Source organism: Pseudacidovorax intermedius (assembly GCF_003350475.1).
Taxonomy (GTDB): domain Bacteria; phylum Pseudomonadota; class Gammaproteobacteria; order Burkholderiales; family Burkholderiaceae_C; genus Xenophilus; species Xenophilus intermedius.
The window spans coordinates 19515-46241 of sequence record NZ_QQAV01000018.1; the positions used below are offsets into that span (position 1 = coordinate 19515).

At 69.2% G+C, this 26727-nt stretch carries 28 protein-coding genes and 1 tRNA gene; 26 read left to right on the forward strand and 3 right to left on the reverse strand.

Annotated features, from left to right (window positions below; genetic code table 11):
- Positions 1 to 69 precede the first annotated feature (69 nt).
- Complete coding sequence (gene mutM, locus DFR41_RS26380; protein WP_017758149.1) at positions 70 to 885, reverse strand: bifunctional DNA-formamidopyrimidine glycosylase/DNA-(apurinic or apyrimidinic site) lyase; 816 nt, start codon at positions 883 to 885, stop codon at positions 70 to 72.
- 222 nt (positions 886 to 1107) lie between these two features.
- Here mutM and DFR41_RS26385 point away from each other — a divergent pair, with 222 nt between their 5' ends.
- The 8 genes from DFR41_RS26385 (at position 1108) to DFR41_RS26420 (ending at position 7345) form a co-directional block, all read left to right on the forward strand.
- Entirely contained in the window at positions 1108 to 2736 is a 1629-nt protein-coding gene (locus tag DFR41_RS26385; RefSeq protein ID WP_244917890.1) for a tetratricopeptide repeat protein, read from the forward strand.
- Positions 2737 to 2750: 14 nt separating this feature from the next.
- On the forward strand, positions 2751 to 3233 hold the full coding sequence (locus tag DFR41_RS26390; protein WP_114804950.1) for an outer membrane lipoprotein LolB: 483 nt from the start codon (positions 2751 to 2753) through the stop codon (positions 3231 to 3233).
- Positions 3230 to 4099 carry a 4-(cytidine 5'-diphospho)-2-C-methyl-D-erythritol kinase gene (ispE, locus tag DFR41_RS26395; RefSeq protein WP_114804924.1) on the forward strand — a complete coding sequence of 290 codons (870 nt, stop codon included), beginning with the start codon at positions 3230 to 3232 and terminating at the stop codon, positions 4097 to 4099. The genes DFR41_RS26390 and ispE overlap by 4 nt, the downstream gene beginning before the upstream one ends.
- Before the next feature lie 70 nt (positions 4100 to 4169).
- Positions 4170 to 4246, forward strand: a tRNA-Gln gene (locus DFR41_RS26400).
- Positions 4247 to 4300: 54 nt separating this feature from the next.
- Entirely contained in the window at positions 4301 to 5275 is a 975-nt protein-coding gene (locus tag DFR41_RS26405) for a ribose-phosphate pyrophosphokinase (RefSeq protein ID WP_017758153.1), read from the forward strand.
- 126 nt (positions 5276 to 5401) lie between these two features.
- A complete protein-coding gene (locus DFR41_RS26410) occupies positions 5402 to 6034 on the forward strand; it encodes a 50S ribosomal protein L25/general stress protein Ctc (RefSeq protein ID WP_017758154.1) in 633 nt (210 codons plus the stop codon).
- A gap of 141 nt (positions 6035 to 6175) precedes the next feature.
- Positions 6176 to 6805: an aminoacyl-tRNA hydrolase gene (gene pth, locus DFR41_RS26415; RefSeq protein WP_114804925.1), complete on the forward strand. Its 630-nt coding sequence runs from the start codon at positions 6176 to 6178 to the stop codon at positions 6803 to 6805.
- A 99-nt stretch (positions 6806 to 6904) separates the two neighbouring features.
- Entirely contained in the window at positions 6905 to 7345 is a 441-nt protein-coding gene (locus DFR41_RS26420; protein WP_114804926.1) for a hypothetical protein, read from the forward strand.
- Between the two features lie 23 nt (positions 7346 to 7368).
- Here DFR41_RS26420 and DFR41_RS26425 read toward each other — a convergent pair whose 3' ends face one another.
- Positions 7369 to 7647, reverse strand: a complete 279-nt coding sequence (locus DFR41_RS26425; protein ID WP_114804927.1) for a YfhL family 4Fe-4S dicluster ferredoxin — start codon at positions 7645 to 7647, stop codon at positions 7369 to 7371.
- A gap of 101 nt (positions 7648 to 7748) precedes the next feature.
- Between DFR41_RS26425 and DFR41_RS26430 the strand changes: the two genes are divergently transcribed.
- The 13 genes from DFR41_RS26430 to DFR41_RS26495 all read left to right on the forward strand — a co-directional run bounded on the left by DFR41_RS26430 (position 7749) and on the right by DFR41_RS26495 (position 19861).
- Positions 7749 to 8708 (forward strand): ABC transporter permease, encoded by a 960-nt coding sequence (locus tag DFR41_RS26430; protein ID WP_114804928.1) that lies wholly within the window; start codon positions 7749 to 7751, stop codon positions 8706 to 8708.
- Positions 8705 to 9598 (forward strand): ABC transporter permease, encoded by an 894-nt coding sequence (locus DFR41_RS26435; protein ID WP_017762148.1) that lies wholly within the window; start codon positions 8705 to 8707, stop codon positions 9596 to 9598. The genes DFR41_RS26430 and DFR41_RS26435 overlap by 4 nt, the downstream gene beginning before the upstream one ends.
- A 58-nt stretch (positions 9599 to 9656) precedes the next feature.
- Entirely contained in the window at positions 9657 to 10652 is a 996-nt protein-coding gene (locus DFR41_RS26440) for an ABC transporter ATP-binding protein (RefSeq protein WP_017762149.1), read from the forward strand.
- 79 nt (positions 10653 to 10731) lie between these two features.
- Entirely contained in the window at positions 10732 to 11550 is an 819-nt protein-coding gene (locus tag DFR41_RS26445) for an ATP-binding cassette domain-containing protein (protein ID WP_017762150.1), read from the forward strand.
- 92 nt (positions 11551 to 11642) lie between these two features.
- On the forward strand, positions 11643 to 13133 hold the full coding sequence (locus DFR41_RS26450; protein WP_017762151.1) for an ABC transporter substrate-binding protein: 1491 nt from the start codon (positions 11643 to 11645) through the stop codon (positions 13131 to 13133).
- A 34-nt stretch (positions 13134 to 13167) separates the two neighbouring features.
- Positions 13168 to 14523, forward strand: coding sequence for a tetratricopeptide repeat protein (locus tag DFR41_RS26455; RefSeq protein WP_114804929.1), 1356 nt, complete (start codon positions 13168 to 13170; stop codon positions 14521 to 14523).
- A 3-nt stretch (positions 14524 to 14526) separates the two neighbouring features.
- Positions 14527 to 15231 (forward strand): phosphoribosyltransferase, encoded by a 705-nt coding sequence (locus DFR41_RS26460; protein ID WP_114804930.1) that lies wholly within the window; start codon positions 14527 to 14529, stop codon positions 15229 to 15231.
- Between the two features lie 163 nt (positions 15232 to 15394).
- Positions 15395 to 16519 carry an ABC transporter substrate-binding protein gene (locus DFR41_RS26465; protein WP_170159484.1) on the forward strand — a complete coding sequence of 375 codons (1125 nt, stop codon included), beginning with the start codon at positions 15395 to 15397 and terminating at the stop codon, positions 16517 to 16519.
- Positions 16519 to 17241 carry an isochorismatase family protein gene (locus DFR41_RS26470; RefSeq protein ID WP_114804932.1) on the forward strand — a complete coding sequence of 241 codons (723 nt, stop codon included), beginning with the start codon at positions 16519 to 16521 and terminating at the stop codon, positions 17239 to 17241. The genes DFR41_RS26465 and DFR41_RS26470 overlap by 1 nt, the downstream gene beginning before the upstream one ends.
- Positions 17238 to 17990: an ABC transporter permease gene (locus DFR41_RS26475; RefSeq protein ID WP_114804933.1), complete on the forward strand. Its 753-nt coding sequence runs from the start codon at positions 17238 to 17240 to the stop codon at positions 17988 to 17990. Before DFR41_RS26470 ends, DFR41_RS26475 begins: the two co-directional genes overlap by 4 nt.
- A gap of 13 nt (positions 17991 to 18003) precedes the next feature.
- Positions 18004 to 18834: an ABC transporter ATP-binding protein gene (locus tag DFR41_RS26480; RefSeq protein ID WP_244917891.1), complete on the forward strand. Its 831-nt coding sequence runs from the start codon at positions 18004 to 18006 to the stop codon at positions 18832 to 18834.
- Positions 18806 to 19525 carry a GntR family transcriptional regulator gene (locus DFR41_RS27580; RefSeq protein WP_170159486.1) on the forward strand — a complete coding sequence of 240 codons (720 nt, stop codon included), beginning with the start codon at positions 18806 to 18808 and terminating at the stop codon, positions 19523 to 19525. The genes DFR41_RS26480 and DFR41_RS27580 overlap by 29 nt, the downstream gene beginning before the upstream one ends.
- 141 nt (positions 19526 to 19666) lie before the next feature.
- Complete coding sequence (locus DFR41_RS26495) at positions 19667 to 19861, forward strand: oxidoreductase-like domain-containing protein (protein WP_114804953.1); 195 nt, start codon at positions 19667 to 19669, stop codon at positions 19859 to 19861.
- On the opposite strand, the gene DFR41_RS26500 is transcribed toward DFR41_RS26495, so the two are convergent.
- Positions 19849 to 21033 (reverse strand): M20 aminoacylase family protein, encoded by a 1185-nt coding sequence (locus DFR41_RS26500; RefSeq protein WP_114804952.1) that lies wholly within the window; start codon positions 21031 to 21033, stop codon positions 19849 to 19851. The two genes, DFR41_RS26495 and DFR41_RS26500, sit on opposite strands and share 13 nt — an antisense overlap.
- Before the next feature lie 199 nt (positions 21034 to 21232).
- Between DFR41_RS26500 and DFR41_RS26505 the strand changes: the two genes are divergently transcribed.
- The 5 genes from DFR41_RS26505 to DFR41_RS26525 are packed head-to-tail and all read left to right on the forward strand — an operon-like array spanning position 21233 to position 26715.
- Positions 21233 to 22828 (forward strand): ABC transporter substrate-binding protein, encoded by a 1596-nt coding sequence (locus tag DFR41_RS26505; RefSeq protein WP_170159487.1) that lies wholly within the window; start codon positions 21233 to 21235, stop codon positions 22826 to 22828.
- 18 nt (positions 22829 to 22846) lie between these two features.
- Positions 22847 to 23812 carry an ABC transporter permease gene (locus DFR41_RS26510; RefSeq protein ID WP_017761139.1) on the forward strand — a complete coding sequence of 322 codons (966 nt, stop codon included), beginning with the start codon at positions 22847 to 22849 and terminating at the stop codon, positions 23810 to 23812.
- A gap of 25 nt (positions 23813 to 23837) precedes the next feature.
- Positions 23838 to 24737, forward strand: a complete 900-nt coding sequence (locus DFR41_RS26515) for an ABC transporter permease (protein WP_081682317.1) — start codon at positions 23838 to 23840, stop codon at positions 24735 to 24737.
- The gene (locus DFR41_RS26520; protein ID WP_114804936.1) at positions 24734 to 25801 is read left to right on the forward strand and encodes an ABC transporter ATP-binding protein; all 1068 of its coding nucleotides are present in this window, start codon (positions 24734 to 24736) and stop codon (positions 25799 to 25801) included. Before DFR41_RS26515 ends, DFR41_RS26520 begins: the two co-directional genes overlap by 4 nt.
- Complete coding sequence (locus DFR41_RS26525) at positions 25798 to 26715, forward strand: ATP-binding cassette domain-containing protein (RefSeq protein WP_017761136.1); 918 nt, start codon at positions 25798 to 25800, stop codon at positions 26713 to 26715. The genes DFR41_RS26520 and DFR41_RS26525 overlap by 4 nt, the downstream gene beginning before the upstream one ends.
- Positions 26716 to 26727: the final 12 nt, after the last annotated feature.

Sequence of the window (26727 nt, forward strand, 5' to 3'; positions counted from 1 at the left end):
ACAGTTGCGAATACCCTTCACCGCCCTGCGGCGAGGCGCCGGCGCCCGAGGCTCCGGTCCGTACGGCGCTCAAGCCTTCTGGCAATTCGGGCAGAAATAGGTCGAGCGCTGGCCCTGGCGCAGAAGCCGGATCGGCGCGCCGCATTGCCGGCAGGGCTCGCCTGCCCGTCCGTAGACCATGGCCTGGAGCTGGAAGTGCCCAGCCTGACCGTCGATGTGGGAGAAATCGCGCAGCGTGCTGCCGCCCGCCTCGACCGCACGCGCCAACACCTCTCGGACGGCGGCATGCAGCCGTGCGGCACGCGGCCGTGAAATGCGGGCCGCGGGCACCGTCGGCCGGATGCCGGCAAGGAACAGTGCCTCGGAGGCGTAGATGTTGCCGACCCCCACCACCACATCGCCGGCCAGAAGCACCTGCTTGACCGGCGCACGCCGTCTTCTCAGCCCCTCGTGGAAGCGGCCGAGGTCGAAGGCATCGCCGAGCGGCTCCATGCCCAGACCACCCAGCAGCTTGCGCGCCAGCGGCGCGTCCTCGCCATCGACATGGATCACCGCGCCGAAGCGCCGCGGATCGTTCAACCGCAGCGTGCCACGCGTGGTGGTCAGGTCGAAGTGGTCGTGCGGTCCGGGCTCGGGCAGCGCCGGCGCAAACCGCAGGCTGCCCGACATGCCCAGGTGCACCAGCAGCATGCCCTGGTCGAGATCGATCAGCAGGTACTTGCCACGCCGCCGCACCTGCACCACGGTGCGCCCGACCAGCGCGTCCGGGTCCACCTCGAGCGCCCATCGCAGCGGCTTGCCCACACGCAGGGCGGTGATGACGCCGCCGGCAATGCGCTCGGCAAAACCGCGGCGGGTGACTTCGACTTCTGGGAGCTCGGGCATCGGAACAGGCCGCATGCGCAGGAGCAGCGCACCATCGCCCTCGCCCCAGATGCGGACAAAGGCTTGGATTATTATGGTTCGATGAGTCCCTTGCCCCGCCGGCGCCATCTGGCGACAGCCGTTCTGACCCTCGCCTCGCTCAGCGCCGCCGCGCAGTCGGTGCCCCCCGGTCCACCACCCGCGCCGCCCGCCCCGGCCGCGGAACCCGCCCAGCCCTCGGCCATGACGGCCGAGCTGTTCTACGAAGTGCTGCTGGGCGAACTCAACGCCCGCGACGGCGATCCGGTCGAGGGCTTCCAACTGCTTCTGGACTCCGCTCGCCGTACCCGCGAGCCGGCCCTCTTCCAGCGCGCCGTCGATGTCGCCGTGCGCGCCCGCTCGCCCGAAGCCGCCCTGGTGGCCGTTCGTGCCTGGAAACAGGCCATTCCGGACGCCCGGGAGCCGCGCCGGCTGGAGCTGCAGATCCTGATCCTGCTGGGCCGCCTGACCGAGACCGTGGACCCGCTGCGTGCGGACCTCGCCGCCACGCCGGTGCCGGAGCGCCCCGCAGCCCTTGCGAGCGCCGTCAGGGCCTACAGCCGGGCGTCCAACAAGCAGGCCGCTGCCCAGGCCTTCGAACAAGGCCTGTCGGATGAACTGAAGGCGGGCGCCCCCTCGGCTGGACTGGCCTGGGCGGCCGTCGGCCGTCTGCGCCTGAACGCGGCCGACACCGCCGGCGCCCTGGCGGCTGCGCAGCAGGGCAACGCCGCCGACCCGAAGGCCGACGCGCCTGCCGTGCTGGCACTCGAACTGATGGACCCGTCCCGGCCCGACGCCGAGGCGCTCGTGCGCCGCTACCTGAGCCAGGAGGACGCCCTGCCCGAGGCGCGCGTGGCCTATGCCCGCGCACTGGCACTGGGGCAGCGCTACGACGAGGCCACGGCGCAGATGGAGACGCTTACGCGCAGCCGACCCGACCTGCCCGATCCCTGGCTGCTGCTCGGCTCTCTGCAGGCGCAGGTCCATCAGGACGCGGCCGCGCAGACGTCCCTGCAGCGCTACCTGGACCTCGCCACCGGCCAGAGCGATGCGGACGAACGCGCCCGCGGCATTGCGCAGGCCTACCTGCAGCTCGCCCAGTTGGCAGAACGTCGCAAGGATTTCGCCGCCGCCGAACAGTACCTGTCGCGCGTGGAGGGCGACGAGGACATGGCGTCCGCCCAGTTGCGTCGGGCGATGCTGCTGGCCAAGCAAGGCAAGGTGGCCGAGGCACGCCAGATCGTGCGCAGCATGCCCGCACGCACGGATGCCGACCGCCGCCAGCAATTGCAGGCCGAAGCCCAGGTGCTGCGTGAGGCCAAGATGAACCAGGCCGTGTACGACCTGCTTGCCGCCGCCAGCGCCCAGGCGCCGAACGACGCCGACCTGCTCTACGACCTCGCCATGGCGGCCGAGAAGCTCAACCGCGTGGACGAGACCGAACGGCTGCTGCGCCGCGTGATCGCCCTCAAGCCGGACAATGCCAACGCGTACAACGCGCTGGGCTATTCGCTCGCCGATCGGAGCATCCGTCTTCCGGAAGCCCGCCAGTTGATCCGCAAGGCGGTGGAACTTTCGCCCAACGATCCCTTCATCGCCGACAGCCTGGGTTGGGTCGAGTTCCGGCTCGGCAATATGGCCGAGGCGCAGCGCATCCTCGAAGGCGCCTACAAGACGCGGCCCGATCCGGAGATCGGCGCCCATCTCGGCGAGGTGCTGTGGGCGCAGGGCCAACACGACCGTGCATTGAGCATCTGGCGCGAGGCCTCCATGGCCGATGCGGAGAACGAGACCCTGCAGGCCACGCTGCGGCGCCTGCGCGTCAAGCTGTGAAGCGCCGCCTGCTGATGACCAGCGCTGCGGGCGCCGCCCTTGCGCTGGCCGGCTGCGCCGCCCCGCAGGCGGCACGTCGCGCGGAGGCCGGCAGCAGCCACTGGAGCGGGCGCCTGTCCCTGTCGGTCGACAGCAATCCGCCGCAGTCTTTCGCAGCCGTGTTCGAGCTGGACGGCAATCCGGAGCAGGGCGAGCTCTTGCTGACCACGCCGCTTGGCAACACCCTGGGCGCCCTGCAATGGAGCCCCGGCACCGCCGTGCTGCGCGATGGCGCCCAGCAGCGACGCTTCGCCTCCATCGCCGCGCTGACCGAGGCTGTGACGGGCGCGGCACTGCCCATCGACGCATTGTTCGAATGGCTGCAGGGCCGTCCGGCCCAGGTCCCGGGCTGGCGGGCCGAACTGTCGCAGGTGGCGCAAGGCCGACTCCAGGCGACGCGCGATGCCCCCTTGCCCACCGCGCAGCTACGGGTCGTCTTCGAGCGCCCTTCGCCATGAAGGCCCTCTATGACCTGCCCGCGCCTGCCAAGCTGAACCTCTTCCTTCACATCACCGGTCGGCGCGCAGATGGCTACCACCTGCTGCAGTCGGCGTTCATGCTGATCGACTGGTGCGACACGCTGCATGTGGAGCGGCGCCTGGACGGTGGCCTGTCGCGCGAAGACCTGGGACAACCCCTGCCCGCCGACGATCTCGTATTGCTCGCCGCCCGCGCGCTGAAGAGCGCGACCGGCACGCAGCAGGGTGCCCACATCGGCGTGCACAAGCGCATACCGGCGCAGGCGGGCATGGGCGGCGGCTCATCGGATGCGGCCACCTGCCTCCTGGCGCTGAACCGGCTCTGGCGGTTGGATCTGCCGCTGGCCGAACTCGAACGCATCGGCCTCACCCTGGGCGCCGACGTGCCCTTCTTTCTGCGCGGCCGCAATGCGTGGGTCGCGGGCATCGGCGAGCAGATCACTCCGCTGACGCTGCCCGCAGCCCGCTTCGCCGTGCTCAAGCCAGAGGCTGGACTCGACACACGCCTTATTTTTTCTGCGGATGATCTTCACAGGTCCACAAAACCTGCTATAGTTTCTGTCTTCGCTGCTCAGGACGGCAAACGAATCTTCCAATTCGGACACAACGACCTGCAGCCGGTTGCCCAGCGGCTTTGTCCGCAAGTGAGTCAAGCCCTTCAATGGCTCGATGCACAAGGCCTCAGTGCCAGGATGACCGGCTCCGGAAGTGCCGTCTTCGCGCAGCTGCCGAACGATGCGCCGCAAGGCCCGATCGATCAGCTCTCGAAGGATCTTCCCGAGGGTTGGCAATATCGGATCTGCAGCAATCTCGCTCACCATCCTCTTCAGGGCTGGGCCGCGTAGGCAATAACCAGTCGCTCGCGATTGGTTGCGACATTCATCGGTGGATGGTCACTGGACCGTCCTCCTGTGTAGGGGAGTCGCCAAGTTGGTTAAGGCACCGGATTTTGATTCCGGCATTCGAGGGTTCGAGTCCTTCCTCCCCTGCCAAATGCTTTAAAGCATCAGGCCCCACCTTTTCTCTCTGACCGCCGGGAAGCGCACATGCAGGCCCCACATCCTGACTTCATGGTTTTCACCGGCAATGCCAACCCTGGCATGGCAGCAGAGATCGTCCAGCATCTCGGCACCTCGCTTGGCGCTGCGCGTGTCGGCCGCTTCTCCGATGGCGAGGTCACGGTCGAAATCAACCAGAACGTGCGGGCCCGTGAGGTCTTCGTGGTGCAGTCCACCTGTGCGCCCACGAACGAAAACCTGATGGAACTGCTGATCATGGTCGACGCGCTCAAGCGCGCCTCGGCCGAGCGGATCAGCGCCGTGATTCCCTACTTCGGCTATGCCCGCCAGGACCGCCGCCCGCGCTCCTCGCGCGTGCCGATCTCGGCCAAGGTCGTCGCCAACCTGCTGCAGACCGTCGGCGTCTCGCGCGTCCTGACGATGGACCTGCACGCCGACCAGATCCAGGGTTTCTTCGACATCCCCGTCGACAACATCTACGCCTCTCCGGTTCTGCTGGGCGACCTGCGCACCAAGAACTACGAAGACCTGATGGTGGTGAGCCCCGACGTCGGCGGCGTGGTGCGTGCCCGCGCCATCGCCAAGCAACTGGGCTGCGACCTGGCCATCATCGACAAGCGCCGCCCCAAGGCCAACGTCAGTGAGGTGATGCACGTCATCGGCGAGATCGAAGGCCGCAACTGCGTGATCATGGACGACATGATCGACACGGCCGGCACGCTGGTGAAGGCGGCGGAGGTGCTCAAGGAGCGCGGCGCCAAGAAGGTGTACGCCTACTGCACGCACCCGGTCTTCTCGGGTCCCGCCATCGAGCGCATCGCCCAGGGCTCAGCCCTCGACGAGGTCTGCGTCACCAACACCATCCCGCTGTCCGACGGCGCCCTGGCCTGCGGCAAGATCCGCCAGCTGTCCGTGGCCCCCCTCTTCGCGGAAACCATCCACCGTATCGCCAACGGCGAATCGGTCATGAGCCTGTTCTCGGATTCGGACAGCGCCGCCTGAGGCGCACTCCGGTCCTGGAACTTTCAGTGGGCGCCCTCGCGGCGCCTTTTTGTCGAACGGCACCGCACTGGTCGCGGTGGGTGCCACAGAGGCGGGTCTTTGGCCTGGACCTCACAGGAGTCACTTATGAAATTTGTCGCTTTCGAGCGCGCCAAGCAGGGCACGGGTGCGAGCCGCCGTCTCCGCAATTCGGGCAAGACGCCCGGCATCGTCTACGGTGGCGAAGGCCAGCCGCAACTGGTCGAACTCGACCACAACGCCCTGTGGCACGCCCTGAAGAAGGAAGCCTTCCACTCCTCCATCCTCGAGATGGACCTGGGCGGCAACGTGACCAAGGTGCTGCTGCGCGATGTGCAGTACCACCCGTACAAGCAGCTGGTCCAGCACGTGGACTTCCAGCGCGTCGATGCCCGCACCCGCCTGACCGTGAAGGTGCCGCTGCACTTCAAGGGTGAGGAAGAGTCCGAAGCCGTCAAGCTGCACCAGAACCTGGTGAACCACGTGATGACGGAAATCGAAATCAGCGTGCTGCCGGCCGACCTGCCCGAGTTCATCGAGGTCGACCTGTCGGGTCTGGCTGCTGGCGGTACCGTGCACCTGGCCGACATCAAGCTGCCGGGCCGCGCCAAGGCCATCACCCATGGCAAGCCGAACCCCGTGATCGTGTCGGCCGTGGCGCCTGTGGTCGAGGAAGAGGCGCCTGCTGCTGCGCCCGCTCCGGCTGCCGAGCCCGCCAAGGGCAAGGGCAAGAAGAAGTAATTGCTTCTTTGCCCGAGGCTGCGCACCTTCGGTGCGCCCGCCTCACGGCTCGAACAGGCCCGCCTCGCGCGGGCCTTTTTCATGGGCGGATCGCCCACTCCTTCTCTCCTTCGCCCGGCCAGGCGCCGGGATAATCCATCCATGATCAAGCTCTTCGTCGGCCTCGGCAATCCGGGGCCCGAGTATGAGGACACGCGCCACAACGCCGGCTTCTGGTGGATCGACGCCCTCGCCCGCGACTGGAAGCTCCACCTCGCACCCGAGCGCAGCTACCACGGCCTGGCCGCCAGAACGAATGTGGGCGGCCAGACAGTCTGGCTGCTGGAGCCGCAGACCTTCATGAACCTGTCGGGCAAGTCGGTGGCGGCGCTCGCCCGCTTCTTCAAGATCGCGCCGGAAGAAATCCTGGTGGTGCACGACGAGCTGGACGTGGTGCCCGGCCAGGCCAAGCTCAAGTTCGGTGGCAGCCACGCCGGCCACAACGGCCTGCGCGACATCCATGCGCAGTTGGGCACCGGCGACTACTGGCGGCTGCGCGTCGGCATCGGCCATCCGGGCGTGAAGTCCGAGGTGGTGAACTGGGTGCTGAAGAAGCCGCTGCGCGAACAACGCGAAGCCATCGACGACGCCATCGTCCGCAGCCTGCGGGCGGTCCCCACCCTCCTGGCCGGCGACATAACCGCCGCGATGCAACAGATCCACACCCACAAGCCGCCCCGGCCCAAGCCGCCGCGCCAGGAGAACGCGCCTGCGGAAAAACCGCCAGGCTAGATCCACCACTCGTTCGATCAGGGAGGAACCGTGCGACCCATCCACCACCAACAACCGGCGCACCACGATCATCCAGGGCGGCGCCCGGGCCGGCACTCCATGCTCGCCGTGCTGACGGTGCTGCTGGCAACGACTGCAGCAGCGCAGGCGCAGCCCCAGCCGACGCGCAGCGGGACCATCTGGCGCTGCGGCAACACCTACAGCCAGATCCCCTGCGACAACGGGCGCTCGCTCGACGAGACCCCGCCGTCATCTCCCCAGAAGGCCCGCGAGGCGCAGGCCCAGACCGACCGCATCCAGCGCCGCGCCGATGCCATGGCCCGCGAGCGGGAGCGGATGGAAGACCGGGCCAATGGTCAGCGGCCCGCCGTCTTCGACCACCCCCCGGCGCAACACGCCGGGCCTGCACTGGCCGACCACCACCTGAACAAGCCCCGCGCGCCCAAGCGCGCCACCGTCGGCGGCGACTTCAGCGCACGTGCCGCGGGCGAGGCACCCGCGGGCGCCAAGAAAAAGAAGAAGAAAAAGTCGGAGGCGTGAAGCGGCCGGTCGAGCCGCAGCGCTCAACGCTGCGGCTCGACCGGTTCCACGGACACGGCGCCCGTCAGCCGCTCGTACTTGGCCATCAGCATCGGCCGGGTCTCCACATGCGCGGGATTCACCGGGATGCAGGCCACCGGGCAGATCTGCACGCACTGCGGTTCGTCGAAGTGGCCCACGCATTCGGTGCAACGGTGCGGATCGATCTGGTAGAAGGATTCGCCCATCGAGATGGCATCGTTGGGGCACTCCGGCTCGCAGACGTCGCAGTTGATGCATTCGTCGGTGATCATCAGGGCCATCCCCGGATTATCCCTGGGCGGGCACGCACGTTGCATGCGCGTGAATCATTCCCCTGTCCGGTTATGCTGCGCCGCTTGCCTTCGCGGGCCCAGCTTTCACGATGAGTCTCTTTCTTCTCAAGCGTCTGACGACGCTGGTCGGCACCCTGATCGGGGCGTCCGTCATCATCTTCCTCGTTCTCGAAATCCTGCCCGGCAACGCGGCCCAGATGCTGATGGGCCCGGATGCCTCGCCCGATGCCGTGGCGGCCCTGGCCACCAAGCTGGGCTTGGACCAGCCAGCCTGGACGCGCTACTGGCACTGGGTCGGCGGCATGCTCACCGGCAACCTGGGCGACAGCTACACCTACGGCTCGCCGGTGGCCGAGCTGATCCTGGAGCGGCTGCAGCTGACCATCCCCCTCGCCTTCATGGCCATGCTGCTGACCACGGTGCTGGCGCTGCTGGTGGGCATGACCGCTGCCGCGCGCCACAACCAGTTGGGCGACGTGGGCCTGATGGGCCTCACGCAGGTGGGCATCGCCATTCCCAACTTCTGGTTCGCCATCCTGCTGATCCTGCTGTTCTCGGTGAAGCTGCAATGGTTCTCCGCGGGCGGCTTCGATGGCTGGGGCGAAGGCGTGGGCGGCATCCTCGACGGCGTGAAGTCGCTGCTGCTGCCCGCGCTGTCGCTGGCGGTGGTGCAGGCCGCGATCCTGGCGCGCATCACGCGCTCGGCGGTGCTTGAGGTGATGCGCGAGGACTTTGTGCGCACCGCCCGCGCCAAGGGCGTGAGCCAGCGCGCCGTGCTGTGGCTGCACGTGCTGCGCAATGCGCTGATCCCGGTCATCACGGTGATGGGCATGCAGTTCTCCGAACTGCTGGCCGGCACCATCGTGGTGGAGAACGTGTTCTACCTGCCGGGCCTGGGTCGCCTGATCTTCCAGGCCATCAGCAATCGCGACCTGGTCGTGGTGCGCAACTGCGTGATGCTGCTGGCCGCCTTCGTGGTGATCGTCAACTTCGTGGTCGACGTGCTCTATGCCGTGATCGACCCGCGCATCAAGGCTTCCGACATATGAGCAGCGCCGGCACTCCTGCAGCCACGCCCTCCGCCACTGGCCGCCTCATGCGCCGGCACGGCTTCTGGCAGCGAGCGCTGCGCCACCGCAGCTTCATGATCGGCGGCGTGCTCACGCTGGCGCTGATCGTGGCGGCCGCCCTGTCCTTCGTGTGGACGCCCTGGTCGCCCTACGACATGGACATGGCCAACAAGCTGGCCGGTCCGTCGGCCAAGCACTGGCTGGGCACGGACGCCTTCGGCCGCGACGTGGCCTCGCTGCTGCTGGTGGGCGCGCGGGCCTCGATCCTGGTGGGCATCATCGCGGTGGGCATCGGCCTGGTGGCCGGCACGGCGCTGGGCCTGCTGGCGGCGGCCAGGCGCGGCTGGGTCGAGGAGGCCATCATGCGCCTGACCGACTTCTCGCTGGCCTTCCCGGCGATCCTGCTGGCGATCATGCTGACGGCCGTGTTCGGGGCGGGCATCGTCAACGCCATCATCGCCATCGGCATCTACAACATCCCGATCTTTGCGCGCATCACGCGCGCCTCGGCCAATGCCGTGTGGTCGCGCGAGTACATCGCGGCGGCGCAAGCCTGCGGCAAGGGGCCGTTCGCGATCACGGTGCAGCACGTGCTGCCCAACATTTCGGCAGTGCTGATCGTGCAGATCACCATCCGCTTCGCCATCGCCATCCTGGCCGAGGCGGCGCTGTCGTACCTGGGGCTTGGCACGCAGCCGCCGCAGCCCTCGTGGGGCCGCATGCTGAGCGAGGCGCAGACGCTGATGTTCCAGCAACCGCTGCTGGCGGTGTGGCCCGGCGCGGCCATCGCCATGGCGGTGCTCGGCCTGAACCTGATGGGCGACGGCCTGCGCGACCTGCTCGACCCTCGCCTGGCTCGCGCACGATGAACCGCATTCCTTCCGCCTCCCTTTACGCGCCCGGCCTGCACCGGGCGGCGCGCTGACCATGGCCCTGCTCGACGTCAACGACCTGCACATCGGCCTGCAGACCCACCGCGGCCCGGCCGAGGCGGTGCGCGGCATTTCCTTCTCGCTGGAGCGCGGCGAAACGCTGGGCATCGTCGGCGAATCCGGCTGCGGCAAGTCCATCACCGTGATGGCGCTGATGGGTCTGCTGCCCAACACTGCCCGCGTCACCGGCAGCATTCGCTTCGACGGCCAGGAACTCGTGGGCCTGCCCGAGAAGGCGCTGTGCGGCATCCGCGGCAACCGCATCGGCATGGTGTTCCAGGAGCCGATGACGGCCCTGAACCCCGTGCACACCATCGCCCGCCAGGTGGGTGAACCGCTGCGGCTGCACCGCGGCCTGTCGAAGGCCGAGGCGCGCAAGGAAGTGCTGGCCCTGCTCGACCGCGTGGGCATTCCCGATGCGACATCGCGGCTGGACGCCTATCCGCACCAGTTCTCCGGCGGCCAGCGCCAGCGCATCGGCATCGCCATGGCGCTGGCCTGCGGGCCCGACCTGCTGATCGCCGACGAGCCCACCACCGCCCTGGACGTGACCATCCAGAAGCAGATCCTCGATCTGATCCAGGACTTGGTGAAGGAGCGCGGCATGGGCCTGATCCTGATCTCGCACGACCTGGGCGTGATCGCCAACAACGTGCAGCGCATGCTGGTGATGTACGGCGGCAGCGTGGTCGAGAGCGGGCCGACGGCCTCGGTGTTCGCGGCCAAGGCGCATCCCTACACCCAGGGCCTGTTCGCGGCCCGGCCCGTGCTGGGCGCACCGCGCGGGGGCCGGCTGGCCACCATCCGCGGCAGCGTGCCCGAGCTGGTCGACCTGCCGGCCGGCTGCCCGTTCGCGGGCCGCTGCAGTTTCACCGAAGACTATTGCCACACCACGCCCGTGCCGCCGACGCAGTTGCCGGGCGACCATGCCGTGCGCTGCCTGCGGCTGGACGCCGTCGCCGCGGCTGCGGCAGAAGGAGCCACGGCATGAACGCAGCTAGAGCCCTCGTCATGCGCGAAGACGCAGCCAGCGCGCTGCGTGACGCTTCTCTCCTCTCCAGGGCTTTCCGATGAGCACCCCGCCCCTGCTGAAGGTCACCGACCTGGTCCGCCACTACGCGCTGCCGCGCGAGAAGCTCTTTTCTCCGCCACCCACCGTCAAGGCCCTCAACGGCGTGAACTTCGAGGTGCAGGCCGGACGCAGCCTGGGCATCGTGGGCGAGTCGGGCTCGGGCAAGTCCACCATCGCCCGGCTGGTGATGGCGCTGGACAAGCCCACGTCCGGCCGCATCGAACTGCTGGGTCGCGACCTGAACCAGCTCTCGGCCGCCGATCTGCGCACCGCGCGCCGCGACTTCCAGATGGTCTTCCAGGACCCCTACGGCTCGCTCGACCCGCGCCAGACCGTGGGCCGCATCGTGGCCGAGCCACTGGACGCGCTGGCCAATGCCTCGCGCGCCGAGCAGCGCGAGCGCGCGGCCGAATCGCTGGCCGCCGTGGGCCTGCGCAGCACCGACATCGACAAGTACCCGCACGAGTTCTCGGGCGGCCAGCGCCAGCGCATCGCCATCGCCCGCGCCCTCATCACGCGGCCCAAACTGATCGTGGCCGACGAGCCGGTGAGCGCGCTGGACGTGTCGGTGCAGGCCCAGGTGCTCAACCTCATGCAGGACCTGCAGCAGCAGTTCGGCGTGAGCTACCTGCTCATCAGCCACGATCTGGCCGTCGTCAACCACCTGTGCGACGACGTCTGCGTGGTGCTCAAGGGCCGCATCGTCGAGCAGGGACCGCCCGAGCGGCTGTTCCGCGAGGCGGAGCACCCGTACACCCGCAGCCTGCTGGAGGCGGTGCAGCATGCGCCCTCCGGCGATGTGCTGCACGCGGCCTGAAAGCCGCTCCAGAGTTGGGCCACAATGGCCCGCGCCGAGGGGCCGCCGGCCGCTCGAGACCCGTTTCCGTCAGCCTTTTCGGAGATCACCTCATGTTGAATCGTCGCACCCTCCTGGTCACCGGCAGCGCCTCCGTCGCGCTGGCCAGCCCCCTCGCCTCGCTGGCCCAGAGCCGCAAGGACACCATGGTGCTGGGCATGACGCTGGAGCCGCCGGGCCTGGACCCGACCGCCGGCGCCGCCTCCGCCATCGGCGAGGTCGTGCTCTACAACATCCTGGAGACGCTCACCAAGATCAATGCCGATGGCAGCGTGTCGCCGCTGCTGGCCGAGAGCTGGGAAGTCTCGCCCGACCTGAAGACCTACACCTTCAAGCTGCGCCGCGGCGTCAAGTTCAGCAACGGCGAGCCCTTCAATGCGCAGACGGTCAAGTTCGCCTTCGACCGCGCCGGCGGCGAGAAGAGCACCAACAAGGACAAGCGCACCTTCGCCGCCATCAGCACGCAGGCGGTGGACGACTACACCGTGGTGCTGATCAATAAAGAGATCGACCCCGACCTGCCCTTCGTGCTGGGCCAGGCCACCGCCGTGATCGTCGAGCCCAAGAGCGCCGACGGCAACGCCGCCAAGCCCGTGGGCACCGGCCCCTACAAGCTGGACGCCTGGGCCAAGGGCTCCACGCTGACGCTCAGCAAGTGGGACGGCTTCCGCGACCCCAAGCTCGCCAAGCTCAACAAGATCATCTTCCGCTTCATCTCCGACCCGGCGGCGCAGGCCGCCTCGCTGATGGCCGGCGACGTGGACGCCTTCCCCCGTATCGCCACGCGTGTGGTGCCGCAGTTCAAGGCCAATCCGCAGTTCCAGGTGATCCTGGGCGGCTCGCGCGCCAAGACCATCGTCGCCATCAACAGCAAGAAGAAGCCGCTGGACGACGTGCGCGTGCGCCGCGCCATCCTGGCCGCCATCGACCGCAAGGCCTTCATCGACGGCGCGGCCGACGGCTTCGGCACGCCCATCGGCAGCCACTATGTGCCCGGCGCGCCCGGCTACGTCGACACCACCGGCATCAACCCCTACGACCCCGAGAAGGCCAAGAAGCTGCTGGCCGAGGCCGGCGTGAAGCTGCCGCTGGAACTCACCATGACGCTGCCGCCCCCGCCTTATGCCCGCCAGGGCGGCGAGGTGGTCGTGGCGCAGTTGGCCAAGGTAGGCATCAACGTCAAGACGCAGAACGTCGAGTGGGCCCAATGGCTGAGCCAGACCTACGGCGGCGGCCACAACTACGACCTGTCCATCATTTCGCACGTCGAGCCCTTCGACCTGGGCAACTATTCCAAGCCCGACTACTACTGGGGCTACGACAACAAGGCCTTCACCCAGCTCTACGACAAGATCAAGACCACAGGCGACGCCAAGGAGCGCAACAAGCTGCTGGGCGACGCGCAGAAGCTGCTGGCCCAGGACGCGGCCAACGGCTTCATGTACCAGCCGCAGTTCCCGGTGATCGCCAAGAAGAGCGTGAAGGGCCTGTGGACCCAGATGCCAATCTTCTGCAACGACCTGGCCGCGCTGCACTGGGGTTGATGCCCGGTTGAAGAGGCGGCGGCAGAATGGATGCATGCCCGCCGCCTCCCACTTGCCCGCCGATCCGTTCGGCAACCCGATCAGCGTCAGCGACACCACCAGCCGCCGGCTGATCGACGACTTCGCCTCGGGCTTCGTGGCCTGCGAATCCACGGCGGCCAACCTGGTCACCGAGGGCCACGACGACGACGCCCCGCTCTTCCAGGCCTATGCCGCGGCGCTCCAGATGTTCGCGGAGACGGGCGATGCGCCCGCCGCCGCCCGGCCCCATATCGACCGCGCACGGGCCGGTGCCGCCAGCGCCACCCAACGCGAACAGCGCTTCATCGAGGCCGTCGCCGCCTGGGTCGAGGGCGACATGCGCCGCGCGGTACAACTACATGAGCAACAGGCCCGCGACTTTCCACGCGACCTGGTCTCCGTCAAGCTGGGCCAATACCACTGCTTCAACCTTGGCGACTGTGCCGGCATGCTGCGCCTGGGTCTGGCCGCCCTGCCCCATGCGGCCGACGTGCCGCAGGTGCATGGCATGGTGGCCTTCGGCTTCGAACAGTGCCACCGGCTGCGCGAGGCCGAGGCCAGTGCCCGCCGCGCGATCACGATGCAGCGCAAGGAGCCCTGGGCCCACCATGCGCTGGCGCATGTCATGCTCACCGAGGGCCGGCTGCACGAGGGCCTGGCCTTCATGGAGGACGTGAGCGAGACCTGGACGGGGCTCAACTCCTTCATGGTCACGCACAACTGGTGGCACCTGGCGCTGTTCCTCATCGACCTGGACCGTGCGGACGAGGCGCTGGCCGTGCACGACCGGCATTGCTGGGGCGTGGCCAAGGCCTATTCACAGGACCAGATCGGCGCCGTCTCGCTGCTCGCCCGGCTAGAGCTGGCCGGACAGGACGTGGGCGAGCGCTGGACCGAACTCGGCGGCTACCTGGCCCAGCACACGCAGGACCAGGTGCTGCCCTTCCTGGACCTGCAATACCTCTACGGCCTGGCCCGCGCCGGCCGGCCCGAGGCGGATGACCTGCTGGCCCGGATCGAGGACTTCGCGCCCAGGGCGCCCGAGGCCAGCCGCCATGCCTGGCAAAAGGTCTGCGTGCCCGCGGCCCATGGCCTGGTGGCCCATGCGCGCGGCGAGTTCAAGAAGGCCGCAGAGGCTTTGGGCACCGCGCTGCCGCGCATGATCGAGATCGGCGGGAGCCATGCCCAGCGGGACCTCTTCGGTCAGATCCATGTCGACGCGCTGGTGCGCAGCGGCGAAGGCCGCCATCTGGCACAGGCGCTGGACGTAGTGCAGCCGCAGCGCAACGGCCAGCCGGAATCGCTGCGACTGGCTCGGCTCGCCGATACGATCCACGCCGGCCTGGGACTGCCTCAGGAGCCACGCTGATCCATGACCACGTCCGTCCCGCATTTCACCGAACCCACGACCCATTACTGGCAGCAGCTGTTGCCGGCAGACGCAGCACCGCCGCTCACGCCGCCCTGGCGCCACGGCGTGCCCGCCCCCCTGCCCGACGGCCGCGTGCTGATGCTGCCCATTCGCCAGATGGCGGACGACCCGAGCCTGGCCGTCGCCTCCTTCCTCTGCAACCAGGCATCGCTCGAAGTGGTGGACGAGCTCGGGCGCCTGCTGGCCGAGCGCCTGGCGCCCAGCGCGCCCGAGGTGGTCATCGGCCTGCCCACGCTGGGCCTGACCTTCGCCCCGCTGGTCGCACGGCACCTGGGCCACGCGCGCTACGTGCCGCTGGGCTATTCGCGCAAGTTCTGGTACGACGAGACGCTGTCGGGCGCGGTGCAGTCCATCACCACGCCCACGCCGGGCAAGCGCGTCTACCTCGACCCGCACCTGCTCCCGCTGGTGCAGGGCAAGCGCGCCGTGGTGGTGGACGATGCCGTGAGCAGCGGCCGCACGCTGCTCGCACCGTGGACCATGCTGGAGTCCATCGGCGTCGAAGTGGCGGCCGTTGGCGTGGCAATGCGGCAGGGGCAGCGCTGGCGCGACACGCTGGGGCCACAGCGCGCTGCACGCGTCATCGGCGTCTTCGAAAGCCCGCTGCTGCGCGCGACCGAAGAAGGATGGGTGCCGCGGGACTGAGCATGCGACGGGCCGGCCCCGCAGGCGGGCGCCGTCGGCGAGGTGGTACGCAATCTGCTTGAGGCAGGCGGTCCACTTTGTCGTATCCCTTTTCGTATACGTTTTTGGTGCGTGCACGCTGGCCCAGGACTGGCGCGCGCCGGCGTCTGCGATGGAGCCCCGCATGTCCTCCCGCGCTTCTTTCTCGCCCGTCGCCCATGAGGCGAATGCCTTCACACGCCGCCGCTGGCTCCAGGCCGCGGGCGCCGCCGGCGCCACGCTCGCCGCGCCCGCCTTCGCGCAGACACGCCCCATCAGCATCACCCTGCCCTGGGTGGTGAACGGCTCCAACTACTGGCCCATGGTCGGCAAGGAGCTGGGCTTCTTCAAGAAGCGCGGTATCGACCTCACCGTCTCGCGCGGCAACGGCTCCGTCGCAGCAGCCCAGGCCGTGGCCAACAAGCAATTCGACATGGGCGTGGTGTTCTTCGGCGGCACGCTGGTCAACATGGCGCGCGGGCTGCCGCTGCAGGCCCTGGCCACCGTCGGCTACGACTCGCTGATGGGCAACCTCGTGCTGGCCGACTCACCGATCCGCGGGCCCAAGGACTTCGAGGGCAAGCGCGTCGGCACCGTCGCCACTTCGGCCGAGTCGCCCTACTGGGCCGCTTATGCCGCCAAGACCGGCATCGACCTTTCAAAGGTCACGCGACAGCAGCTCGATGCACGGCTGATCGAGCGCGCCCTCATGGACCGGCAGGTCGACGCCATCACGGCCATCGGCTCGTCCAGCATCCCGGTGCTGGACTCACTGGGGGTCAAGACGCGCTTCATCCCCTGGGCCTCCGCCGGCATCGAGCTGTATGCGGCGCAGGTCATCGCGCGCACCGAGACCATCCAGGCCGACCCCGGTCTCTGCCAGGCCATGGTGGACGGCATCCTCGAATCGGTGGTCTACACGCTCAAGAAGCCCGAGGAGTCGCTGGAGATCCTGTTCAAGGCCCAGCCCGAGATCGCTCTCGCCAAGGGCGGCAAGGAGAACGCCCGCCTGTCGCAAGGCCTCGCCCAGGCCACCATGGTGGCGCCCGAGGCCATCGAGCACGGCATGGGCTACAGCAGCATTCCCAAGCTCGCCGGAATGATCTCGCTGGCCGCCCGCGCCGGCGCACTCAAGGCCGATGCCAAGCCGCTGGTGCCCGAGGACCTGGCCACCAACCGCTTCGCGGGCCGCATCAAGTTGAGCAGCGGCGAATGGGACGTCGTTCGGCGCAATGTGGCGCCCTACGCCAAGATGGTGGGCATGGCCTGATGGCCACGCAGGCCAGGGCGATCACGCTGCCGACGCTGCCAGAGCCGCTGGAGGCCTGCGCCTCGCAGACGGCGCTGGTGGTGATCGACATGCAGAACGGCTATCTGTCGCCCGGTGGTTACCTCGACCTGGCCGGCTTCGACATCAGCGGCACGCCACCCGTGATCGAGCGCGCAGCGAAGGTGCTTCAGGCGGCACGCCGTGCAGGGCTCATGGTGGTCCATGCGCAGAACGGCTGGAGTCCCTCGCTGGCGGAGGCCGGTCCGCGCCGCTCGCCGATGTGGCACAAGTCCAATCCGCTCAAGTACATGCGCGCCCATCCGGGCAGCCAGCTGCTGATCCGCGGCACGTGGGACCATGCCATCGTCGAGGCCCTGCAGCCGCTGCCGCACGAGCCCGTCGTCCACAAGCCCCGCTACAGCGCTTTCGCTGGCACCAACCTGGAGATGATGCTTCGGGCGCATGGCATCACCACCCTGGTCTTCGTCGGCGTCAACACCAATGTGTGTGTCGAGACGGCCGTGCGGGATGCCTTCCACCGCGAATTCTTCGCCGTGATGGTCGCCGACGCCACGCTGCAGGCCGGCCCGCCTTCCGTCTACGAATCCAGCGTGTTCAACATCGAGAAGTTCTTCGGCTGGACCGCTTCGGCGGCCGACATGGTGACATTCCTCGACGGCCTGGCGATGCCGGGTGCCGATACCGTGGCCTCGTCCTCATGACAGCGCCTTGGAGACGCTTTGTCCTGCCCGTTGCCTTCGCTCTGGCGACGCTGCTCGCCTGGGAGGCTGCGGTACGCATCTTTGCCATCCGCGAGGTGCTGCTGCCGGCACCGAGCGCGGTCGTCGCGCGGCTGATCGAGACTTTTCCGCTGCTCATGCAGCATGCCTGGCCCACCGTGTGGGAAAGCGTGGCGGGCTTCGTCATCGCCTCGGTGCTGGGCGTGGCGCTCGCCGCACTGCTCAGCGCTTCGGCCCTGATGCGCGACATGCTCTATCCCAACGTCGTGCTGTTCCAGCTCATCCCCAAGATCGCGCTGGCACCGCTGTTCATCGTCTGGCTGGGCATCGGCTTCCAGTCGCGGCTCACCTTCTCGGTGTTCATCAGCTTCTTTCCGGTGGTGATCGCCACATTGGCCGGGCTGGACCATGTGGACAGGTCGCTGCTACGTCTGTGCCGGGCGCTCACGGCGTCGAGCTGGCAGGTCTTCGCCTGGGTACGGCTGCCGCATGCGTTGCCCTATGTCTTCAGCGGCATGAAGATCGCGACCACCTTCGCCATCATCGGCGTGGTGGTGGGCGAGTTCATCACCTCGCAGGCCGGGCTGGGCTACCTGGTGCTGTTCGCCTCGGCGCAGGCGGACACCGCCCTGATCCTGGCGGCGATCCTGGTGCTGTGCTTCTTCGGCCTGGCCTTCTACGGCCTGGTGGCGCTGCTGGAGCGCTGGACCCAGCGCCGCTTCGGCCACTGACGCCATGCCGCCCATGACGAACCCACCCGCCTGGCTGCTGCCCGCCAGCACCGCCCCCGACCGTGCGGCGAGCTACCTGAGCGTGCAGGACGCCGGCAAGACCTACGCCGGCCGCACCGGCGCCGTGCACGCGGTCGAGCATGCCGACTTCGACATCGACGAGGGCGACTTCGTCAGCCTGGTCGGCCCGAGCGGCTGCGGCAAGAGCACGCTGATGTCCATGATCGGCGGCCTGGAGACGCCCAGCACCGGCCGCATCCGCGTGGGCGGCACGCCCGTGGACGGGCCTCGGCGCGACTTCGGCTACGTGTTCCAGGACGCCACGCTGCTGCCGTGGAAGAGCGTGCTGGACAACGTGCTCTTCCCCATCCGCGCCCACCGCCGGCCGGTGGCCGAGTTCCGGGCCGAAGCCGAGCGCCTGCTGCGCCTGACCGGCCTGTGGGACTTCCGCGACAAGCGGCCCGCAGAACTCTCCGGCGGCATGCGCCAGCGCGTGGCCATCTGCCGCGGGCTGATCCACGACCCGCGCCTGTTGCTGATGGACGAGCCCTTCTCGGCGCTGGACGCCATCACCCGCGACGACATGAACCTGGCGCTCGCCCGCCTGTGGGACCAGCAGCAGCGCCGCACCGCCGTCTTCATCACCCACAGCATCCGCGAGGCGGTGCTGCTGTCCGACCGCGTGCTGGTGATGAACGCGCGGCCCTCGCGCATCGTGGCCGACATCCGCGTGCCGCTGGCCCGGCCCCGCCATGCAGGGCTGCAGGAGGATCCGGTGTTCAACCAGATCTGCGCCTTCGTGCGCGAGAAGATCCATGAAGGCCATGGCGGGCACGGCGTCTGACTCGCCGCTCGCGCGCCTGGTGCGCGAGCGGCTGGGCGCAACGGGCGTGCGGCCCTCCACCGACGACATCGTCCACGTGCTGCACCAGGCCATCGTGCGGGGGCTGCTGGCGCCCGGGCTCGCGCTGCGGCAGGACGAACTGGCGGCGCTGTTCCAGGTGAGCAAGATCCCCGTGCGCGAGGCGCTGCGCACGCTGGAGGCCCAGGGCTTCGTCGAGCTGCAGCTCAACCGCGGGGCCATCGTCAGGCCGCTGACACTGGCCCAGCTGCGCGATGCCTTCGACCTCCGGCTGATGATCGAGCCGCACCTGATGCGCACCGCCGCCCCGCGGCTCACGCCGGCCATGCTGGACCAGGCCGAGGCCCTGATCCAGGACATGGACGACGCCGCCGACGCCTGGCGCTTCAGCGAGTGCAACACCCGCTTCCACGACCTGCTCTACGCGCCGGCCGACCTGCCGCTGTCGCGCTCCATCCTCGCCATGCTGCAGGGCCACATCCAGCGCATGTCCTTCATGCAGCTGTCGCTGGCGGGCTTCAACCGCAGCTCCAACGAGGACCATCGAACGATCGTGGCGGCCTGCCGAACCGGCGATGGCCAGGCCGCGGCGCAGGCCGTCGAGGCCCACGTGCAGAGCGTGCGCGACATCGTGCTCACGCTGTACCTGCGCCACCAGACCGACGCCGATTGAACGCGCGCCCGCGCCTACACTCCGCGGCGCCTGTGCAACGCGGCGCCGTCGAAGCGGCTTGTGCACAGGCCATGACTTCCAGCATTCGTGAACGCTCACGCTCCCACCACCCTGCCCCAGGTCCACGCCCTGTTCGCGGCCATGCAGGCCCGCGCCCAGGCCGCCGGCGTGACGCTGCGGGCGCCGCCGCCCGAGCCCACGACCTGCTGCGGCCGCGGCTGCAACGGCTGCGTGTGGGACGGCTTCTATGCCGCCGCCGACTGGTGGATGGAAGACGCGCAGGAGGCCCTCGCAGCAGCCAAGGCTGGGGCCTCGCCCGAGGCTCAGCGCAGGTAGGCCTGCACCAGCGACACCCAGTAGCTCGCCGTGCTGGGCAGGATCTCGTCGTTGAAGTCGTAGCCGGTGTTGTGGACCATGCAGCCCGGCCCGTTGCCCGGCGTGCCGTCGCCGTTGCCGACGATGAAGTAGCAGCCGGGCACCTCGTTCAGCATGAAGGCAAAGTCGTCGCTCGCCTGCAGCGGCGCCATGTCGGGGATCAGCGCGCGTTCGCCCATCGTGCGCAGCGCCACTTCGTGCGCGAAGGCGGTGGCGCCGGCGTCGTTGACGCAGGGCGGCATCTTCCACTGGTAGTCGACGCGCGCCGTGGCGCCGTGCACCGCCGCCTGGGCCTGCGCCATGGCCGTGATGCGGTCGCGCAGCAGCGCACGCACTTCGGGCCGCCGGGCACGGATGGTGAGCTTGAGTTCCGCCGTGTTGGGAATCACGTTGGGCGCCTGCCCCGCATGCACCGAGCCGACCGTGACCACCGCCATGTCGTTCGGGTCCACCTCGCGCGAGACGAGGGTCTGCAGTGCCAGGATCAGGTGCGCCGCCACCACCACCGGATCCACCGTGGTGTGCGGCATGGCGCCATGGCCCCCTTTGCCTTCGATGGTGATGACAGCCGTGTCGGACGAGCTGTAGATCGGCCCCGCCAGGAAGCCGAAGCGCCCGGCCGGGAAGCCGGGCTCGTTGTGGTACGCATAGACGGCGTCGCAGGGAAAGCGCTCGAACAGGCCTTCTTCCACCATCCGCTTCGCGCCCATCAGGCCTTCCTCGGCCGGCTGGAAGATGAGGTTCAACGTGCCGCTGAAGGCCCGGCTCGCGGCCAGCACCTGCGCCGCCGCCAGCAGAGTGGCGGTATGGCCGTCGTGGCCGCAGGCATGCATGCGGCCGGGCTGGCGGCTGGCCCAGGGCAGGCCGGTGGTTTCGGTCATGGGCAGCGCGTCCATGTCGGCGCGCAGGCCCAGGCGCTTGCCGCCGGCGCCCACGGTCAGCGTGCCTACCACGCCGGTGCCGCCCAGGCCGCGGTGCACGGTGTAGCCCCAGCGCGCCAGGCGCTCAGCGACCAGTGCGCTGGTCTGCTCTTCCTCATAGCCCAGCTCGGGATGGGCATGGATCTGCCGGCGCAGGCCGACCATGTCGTCGAGGTGCGCGGCAATGCCGGGATGGATGGGGACGTCGATCATGCGAAGGGCCTTGCAGTTGCCATGCCACGCGAGCAGCGGCCGGCGCCGGTCAGGGAAAGCCGCGCATTCTGCGCCTCCGGGCCGCCGTTCACGAAAGCGTGCGACGGGCGCATCGGGAGGAGCCCTGGATCAGCCCGTCGAATGGCCTCGAACTTGCTATAAACAGTGCCCTCCCGGCCTGCCCAGAATCCACAACACCATGGCTCCCTCCGACCTTCTTCCTTCCCTCACCCGCCGCCAGCTCGGCCTGGGCGCCATCGCCCTGGCCGGCGGGCTGGCCACGGGCCCGCGTGCCTGGGCCGCCACCGGCAAGGGCACGGCCGTGCTGGGCATCGATGCCGATCCGCCCACGCTCAACCTGGGCACCACCACCGACTTCGCGGCCGGCGACGTGTCGGCCAAGATCCTCGAAGGCCTGGTCTGGCTGGACCAGCAGTACAACCCGCAGCCCTCGCTCGCCACGGCGTGGACCGTGTCGCCCGATGGCAAGACCTACCGTTTTACGCTCCGCAAGGGCGTCAACTGGCACGACGGCCGTGACTTCAGCAGCGCCGACGTGCGCTTCTCGCTGACCGAGATCGTGGGCAAGCTGCATCCACGCGCGGCGCCGGTGTTCAAGAACCTGGGGGTGGAGGTCGAGGCGCCCGATGCCGCCACCGTCGTCATCCGGCTGCAGAAGCCCTATGCGCCCTTCCTGTCGCAGATGACCGTGTTCGATGCGCCCATCCTGCCGAAGCACCTGTACGAGAACGGCAACGTGGGCACCAATCCCGCTAACCAGAAGCCGGTGGGCACGGGCCCCTTCAAGTTCGGCGAATGGAAGCGCGGCTCGGCCATCACGCTGGTGCTCAACGACCAGTACTGGGATGCCGGCAAGCCCTACCTGCAGAGCCTGATCTTCCAGGTCATCCCCCAGGCGGCCAACCGCGTGCCGGCGCTGCAGACGGGCGAGATCGACGAACTGCTGGACTTCTACACGCCCAAGCCCGAGGTGCCGCGCATCCTGGCCGACAAGGGCCTGACCACGCGCCGCGGCGTCAACATCCCGGCCATCTACTTCCTGATGTTCAACACGCAGTCGCCGCTGCTGTCGAAGGTGGAAGCACGGCACGCGCTGGCCTTCGCCATCGACCGGCCGCGGCTGGTCAAGCAGGTGATGAACGGCATCGCGCGGCCCGGTGCGGGCGCCTTCGGCGACGGCTTCAAGTGGCTGATGAACGACGAGGTGGGCTACGACCGCAAGTACCCGCTCAACCCGGCCAAGGCCAAGGTCCTGCTCGACAAGCTGGGCGTCAAGCCCGGCACGACCACGCTGCGCATGCCCTTCGACGCCGGCCGCGCGCAGATGCGTGCACAGGCCCAGATCATCCAGGACAACCTGCGTCAGATCGGCCTGGAGGTGAAGCTGGAGCCGCTGGAGCGTTCGGTGTACTACGACCGCGTCTTCGCCAAGCGCGACTTCGACATGACGCTGGCCTCGTATTTCTCCGCGGGCGATCCGGCCATCGGCTACACGCGGCTCTACAACACCTACACCGGCACCGCGCCCAACACCAACGCCAGCGGCTATTCCAATCCCAAGGTGGATTCGCTGCTGGCCGAGGCCGCCACCTCGGTGGACCGCGCCCAGCGCGCCCGCGACTACAAGGCGCTGCAGGTGATCCTCAATGAAGACCTGCCCTCGCTGGTCCTGTTCGACGAGGAGACGGTGGACACCGCGTCGAAAAAGCTGAGCGGCGTGTTCCCCGCGCTGGACGCGCGCGACCAGTGGGCCGGCGTGCGCCGCGCCGACTGAGCGCGGTCCGCCAGTCCGATGGGACGCTTCATCCTGCGCCGCCTGCTGCAGGCGGTGCCGCTGCTGCTGGCGGTGGTGGTGCTCAACTTCCTGCTGATCGCCTTCACGCCCGGCGACCCGATCACGCTCTTGGTCGGCGACTTTCCGGCGCCGCCCGAGTACCTGGCCCAGATGCGCCGCGACTACGGCCTCGATCAGCCCGTGTGGATGCAGTTGCTGCGCTACCTGGGCAAGGTGCTGCAGGGCGACTTCGGCTTTTCCTTCGCTAACCAGCAGCCGGTGGCGAGCCTGATCCTCGAACGCCTGGGCGCCACGCTGGAGCTCACGCTCACCGCGCTCGGCCTGGCCAGTGTGCTGGGCGTCGCCTTCGGCGTGCTGGCGGCACGCTCACGCGGTGGAGCGGCCGACTCGGTGATCCAGGCTGCATCGTCCGCGGGATATGCGGTGCCGGACTTCTGGCTGGGGCAGCTGCTGATCCTGGCCTTCGCCATCGGCCTGGGCTGGCTGCCCTCGCAGGGCTACAACCCGGTGCGTGGCGTGGCGCCGGGCTGGGAAGGCTTCGTGCAGCACCTGCGCTACCTGCTGCTGCCCGCGCTGGCGCTGTCGATGCGCTACCTCACGCTCATCACCCGCATCACGCGCGCCTCGATGCTGGAGGTGATGAATGCCGACTACATCCTCGCCGCGCGTGCACGCGGTAGCGCCGAATGGCAGGTGGTGCTGGGCCATGCGCTGCGCAATGCGGCGGCGCCGGTGCTCACCGTGATTGGCTACAACCTGGGCTTCGTGCTGGCCGGCTCGGCGCTGATCGAGGCCGTGTTCGCCTGGCCGGGCATCGGCCGGCTGCTGTACGAATCCATCGCCAAGCGCGACTATCCCGTCATGCTGGCCATCCTGCTGATGGTGTCGGTGACGGTGGTGCTGGCCAACCTGCTCACCGACATCCTGCATCGCCTGCTGGACCCGCGCCTGGAACGCGCATGACGCGCGGCCTCGGCGCCCAACCACGATGACCTCCTCCCCTTCTCCTTCCTTGCCGCTGGCGAACGAGCCCGCGGTGGGCACGGCCTTTCAGCGCGCCGGCTTCTGGCGCCGGCTGCTGCGCCGCCCCGGCAGCCGGCTCGCACTGGCCTGGCTGGTGCTGCTGCTGGCCACGGCGATCCTCGCGCCCTGGGTGGGCCGGGCCGATCCGCTCTCGGGCGGCGGCGATGCGCTGCTTCCCCCCTTCTCTGCCGGCCATTGGCTGGGCACCGACGACCTGGGCCGCGACATCTGGGCGCGGGTGGTGCACGGCTCGCGCATCTCGCTGATCGTGGGCGTGGCCAGCGCGCTGCTCGCGGTGGCCGCCGGCGTCGTCGTGGGTGCACTCGCCGGCTATTTCGGCGGCCTGCTCGATGCGGTGCTGATGCGCACGGCCGAGTTCTTCCAGACCCTGCCGCGCTTCGTGGTGGCGCTGATCGTCATCGCGCTCTACGGCACCAGCGTCGCCAAGATGGTGATGGTGATCGCCGCGCTGTCGTGGCCGCAACTGGCGCGCGTGGTGCGGGCCTCGGTCGCCAGCCTGCGCCAGTCGCAGTTCGTGGAGGCGGCGCGCGTGGCGGGCATGGACCATGGCGGCATCATCCTGCGCGAGATCCTGCCCAACGTGGCCGCGCCCATCATCGTGCTCGGCTCGCTGGACATCGCCATGGCCATCCTGATCGAGGCCAGCCTGAGCTTTTTCGGCCTGGGCGACCCGAACCTGGTGTCCTGGGGCACCATGCTCAACGAGGCGCAGCAGTACCTGCGCGACGCGTGGTGGATGTCGGTGTTTCCGGGCATGGCCATTGCGCTCACGGTGCTCGGCTTCAACCTGATGGGCGACGCCCTGAACGATGCGCTCCATCCGCGCGGAGAGTCCTTCCGATGAACGGCATACCCTCCTCCGCCATGTTCGGCGGCGATCCGCAGGGTGCGCCGGCCGAGCCGCCGCTGCTCGACGTGCGCGGCCTGTCGGTCGACGTGGGCCGCGGTGCGCAGGCGCTGCGCGTGGTGCGCGACGTGAGCTTCACCGTGCGCCGCGGCGAGGCCGTGGGCTTGGTCGGCGAGTCCGGCTCGGGCAAGTCGATGACGGCCTTCGCGCTGATGAACCTGTTTCCCTCGCCACTCGCGCGTGTGGCCGAGGGCGAGGTGCGGCTGCAGGGCCGCGACCTGCGTGGCCTCGACGCCGAATCGATGCGGCAGGTGCGCGGCGCGGGCATCGGCATGGTCTTCCAGGACCCGACCAGCTACCTCGACCCGCTGATCCCCGTCGGCCGCCAGATCGCCGAGCCGCTGCGCGCCCATGGCCGCACCGACGGGCTCGACGCCCGCGTGCACGAGCTGATCGAGCTGATGGAGCTGCCCCAGCCTGCACAGACCGCGCGCAAGTACCCGCACGAACTCTCGGGCGGCCAGCGCCAGCGCATCCTGATCGCGGCGGCGCTGGCCATGCGGCCCGCGCTGCTGATCGCCGACGAGCCCACCACCGCGCTCGACGTGACGGTGCAGGCCGGCATCCTGCAACTGCTGGCGCGGCTGCGGCGCGAGCTGGACCTGGGCATCCTGCTCATCACCCACGACCTGGGCGTGGTGGCCGAGACCTGCCAACGCGTCAACGTGATGTACGCCGGCGAGATCGTCGAGCAGGAAGCCGTCGGCCCGCTCTTCGCCGCACCGCGCCACCCGTACACGCAGGGGCTGCTCGGCAGCATCCTCACGCCGCAGTCGCGGGCGCATTCGCTGTTCTCCATTCCGGGCGCGGTGCCCATCGCCGGACGTTGGCCGAACGGCTGCCGCTTCCATCCGCGTTGCCCCATCGCACGCCCCGGGGTGTGCGACGCACAGCCGCCGGCCTTGCTCGGCAGCGGCCTGGGTGAAGGGGCGGACCGCTGCCACCTGAGCGCCGAGCGCGGCAGTGCCAATGCATGGCGTGCGGCGGAGATCCGCGCATGACGGGCCACACGATGACGCCCGACGCCCTTGCCGCCTCGACCGCGGCTGAAGACCGGACCTCGACCATTGCCGCGCCGCTGCTCGAAGCCCGTGCCGTCGGCCGAAGCTTTGCCCAGCGCGGCACCGGCGGCCTGTGGCGCGCGCGCCAGACCCAGCTGGCGGTGGACGGCGTGTCCATGCAGATCCATCCCGGCGAGGTGGTGGCGCTGGTCGGCGAAAGCGGCAGCGGCAAGACCACGCTGGGCCGCATGCTGCTGGGCCTGACCGCGCCCAGCAGCGGCCAGGTGCTGTTCCGCGGCGAAGATGTGGCCGGGCTGCGCGGCGAGGCCTGGCAGCGTTTCCGCCGCGAGGTGCAGGTGGTCTTCCAGGACACGGGCGGTTCGCTCAACCCGCGCCACACCATCGGCCAGAGCGTGGCGCTGCCGCTGCGCCACAACCGGGGCCTCGACGCGGCCGCCAGTGCCCGCGAGGTCGATGCGCTGCTGGAGCAGGTCGGTCTGCCGCCCGCGCACTTCCGCCACCGACTGCCGCACGAGCTGTCGGGCGGCCAGCGCCAGCGCGTGGGCATCGCCCGTGCCCTCGCCTCGCAGCCCGCCGTGATCGTGGCGGACGAGCCGGTCTCGGCGCTGGACGTGTCCATCCGCGCGCAGATCCTGCGGCTCATGGCCGAACTGCAGCGCGAGCGCGGCCTGGCCTACCTGTTCATCACCCACGACCTGGGCGTGGTGCGCGCCCTGGCCGACCGCGTGCTGGTGATGACCGGCGGCCGCGTGGTCGAAAGCGGCAGCGCCGACGAGGTGCTGGAACGGCCGCAGCATGCGTACACCCAGCGGCTGCTGGCGGCGACGCCGGTGCCGGATCCGGGCCGGCAGTCGGTGCGCGAAGCGAGCACGACGCAGCGCCTGAACGCATAGCATCTGCACTAC

Bases quoted from the DNA above. Each gene is read 5' to 3' on its own strand.
- mutM (WP_017758149.1), bottom strand. From the start codon at position 885: ATGCCCGAGCTCCCAGAAGTCGAAGTCACCCGCCGCGGTTTTGCCGAG.
- DFR41_RS26385 (WP_244917890.1), top strand. From the start codon at position 1,108: ATGACGGCCGAGCTGTTCTACGAAGTGCTGCTGGGCGAACTCAACGCC.
- DFR41_RS26390 (WP_114804950.1), top strand. From the start codon at position 2,751: ATGACCAGCGCTGCGGGCGCCGCCCTTGCGCTGGCCGGCTGCGCCGCC.
- ispE (WP_114804924.1), top strand. From the start codon at position 3,230: ATGAAGGCCCTCTATGACCTGCCCGCGCCTGCCAAGCTGAACCTCTTC.
- DFR41_RS26405 (WP_017758153.1), top strand. From the start codon at position 4,301: ATGCAGGCCCCACATCCTGACTTCATGGTTTTCACCGGCAATGCCAAC.
- DFR41_RS26410 (WP_017758154.1), top strand. From the start codon at position 5,402: ATGAAATTTGTCGCTTTCGAGCGCGCCAAGCAGGGCACGGGTGCGAGC.
- pth (WP_114804925.1), top strand. From the start codon at position 6,176: ATGATCAAGCTCTTCGTCGGCCTCGGCAATCCGGGGCCCGAGTATGAG.
- DFR41_RS26420 (WP_114804926.1), top strand. From the start codon at position 6,905: ATGCTCGCCGTGCTGACGGTGCTGCTGGCAACGACTGCAGCAGCGCAG.
- DFR41_RS26425 (WP_114804927.1), bottom strand. From the start codon at position 7,647: ATGGCCCTGATGATCACCGACGAATGCATCAACTGCGACGTCTGCGAG.
- DFR41_RS26430 (WP_114804928.1), top strand. From the start codon at position 7,749: ATGAGTCTCTTTCTTCTCAAGCGTCTGACGACGCTGGTCGGCACCCTG.
- DFR41_RS26435 (WP_017762148.1), top strand. From the start codon at position 8,705: ATGAGCAGCGCCGGCACTCCTGCAGCCACGCCCTCCGCCACTGGCCGC.
- DFR41_RS26440 (WP_017762149.1), top strand. From the start codon at position 9,657: ATGGCCCTGCTCGACGTCAACGACCTGCACATCGGCCTGCAGACCCAC.
- DFR41_RS26445 (WP_017762150.1), top strand. From the start codon at position 10,732: ATGAGCACCCCGCCCCTGCTGAAGGTCACCGACCTGGTCCGCCACTAC.
- DFR41_RS26450 (WP_017762151.1), top strand. From the start codon at position 11,643: ATGTTGAATCGTCGCACCCTCCTGGTCACCGGCAGCGCCTCCGTCGCG.
- DFR41_RS26455 (WP_114804929.1), top strand. From the start codon at position 13,168: ATGCCCGCCGCCTCCCACTTGCCCGCCGATCCGTTCGGCAACCCGATC.
- DFR41_RS26460 (WP_114804930.1), top strand. From the start codon at position 14,527: ATGACCACGTCCGTCCCGCATTTCACCGAACCCACGACCCATTACTGG.
- DFR41_RS26465 (WP_170159484.1), top strand. From the start codon at position 15,395: ATGTCCTCCCGCGCTTCTTTCTCGCCCGTCGCCCATGAGGCGAATGCC.
- DFR41_RS26470 (WP_114804932.1), top strand. From the start codon at position 16,519: ATGGCCACGCAGGCCAGGGCGATCACGCTGCCGACGCTGCCAGAGCCG.
- DFR41_RS26475 (WP_114804933.1), top strand. From the start codon at position 17,238: ATGACAGCGCCTTGGAGACGCTTTGTCCTGCCCGTTGCCTTCGCTCTG.
- DFR41_RS26480 (WP_244917891.1), top strand. From the start codon at position 18,004: ATGACGAACCCACCCGCCTGGCTGCTGCCCGCCAGCACCGCCCCCGAC.
- DFR41_RS27580 (WP_170159486.1), top strand. From the start codon at position 18,806: ATGAAGGCCATGGCGGGCACGGCGTCTGACTCGCCGCTCGCGCGCCTG.
- DFR41_RS26495 (WP_114804953.1), top strand. From the start codon at position 19,667: ATGCAGGCCCGCGCCCAGGCCGCCGGCGTGACGCTGCGGGCGCCGCCG.
- DFR41_RS26500 (WP_114804952.1), bottom strand. From the start codon at position 21,033: ATGATCGACGTCCCCATCCATCCCGGCATTGCCGCGCACCTCGACGAC.
- DFR41_RS26505 (WP_170159487.1), top strand. From the start codon at position 21,233: ATGGCTCCCTCCGACCTTCTTCCTTCCCTCACCCGCCGCCAGCTCGGC.
- DFR41_RS26510 (WP_017761139.1), top strand. From the start codon at position 22,847: ATGGGACGCTTCATCCTGCGCCGCCTGCTGCAGGCGGTGCCGCTGCTG.
- DFR41_RS26515 (WP_081682317.1), top strand. From the start codon at position 23,838: ATGACCTCCTCCCCTTCTCCTTCCTTGCCGCTGGCGAACGAGCCCGCG.
- DFR41_RS26520 (WP_114804936.1), top strand. From the start codon at position 24,734: ATGAACGGCATACCCTCCTCCGCCATGTTCGGCGGCGATCCGCAGGGT.
- DFR41_RS26525 (WP_017761136.1), top strand. From the start codon at position 25,798: ATGACGGGCCACACGATGACGCCCGACGCCCTTGCCGCCTCGACCGCG.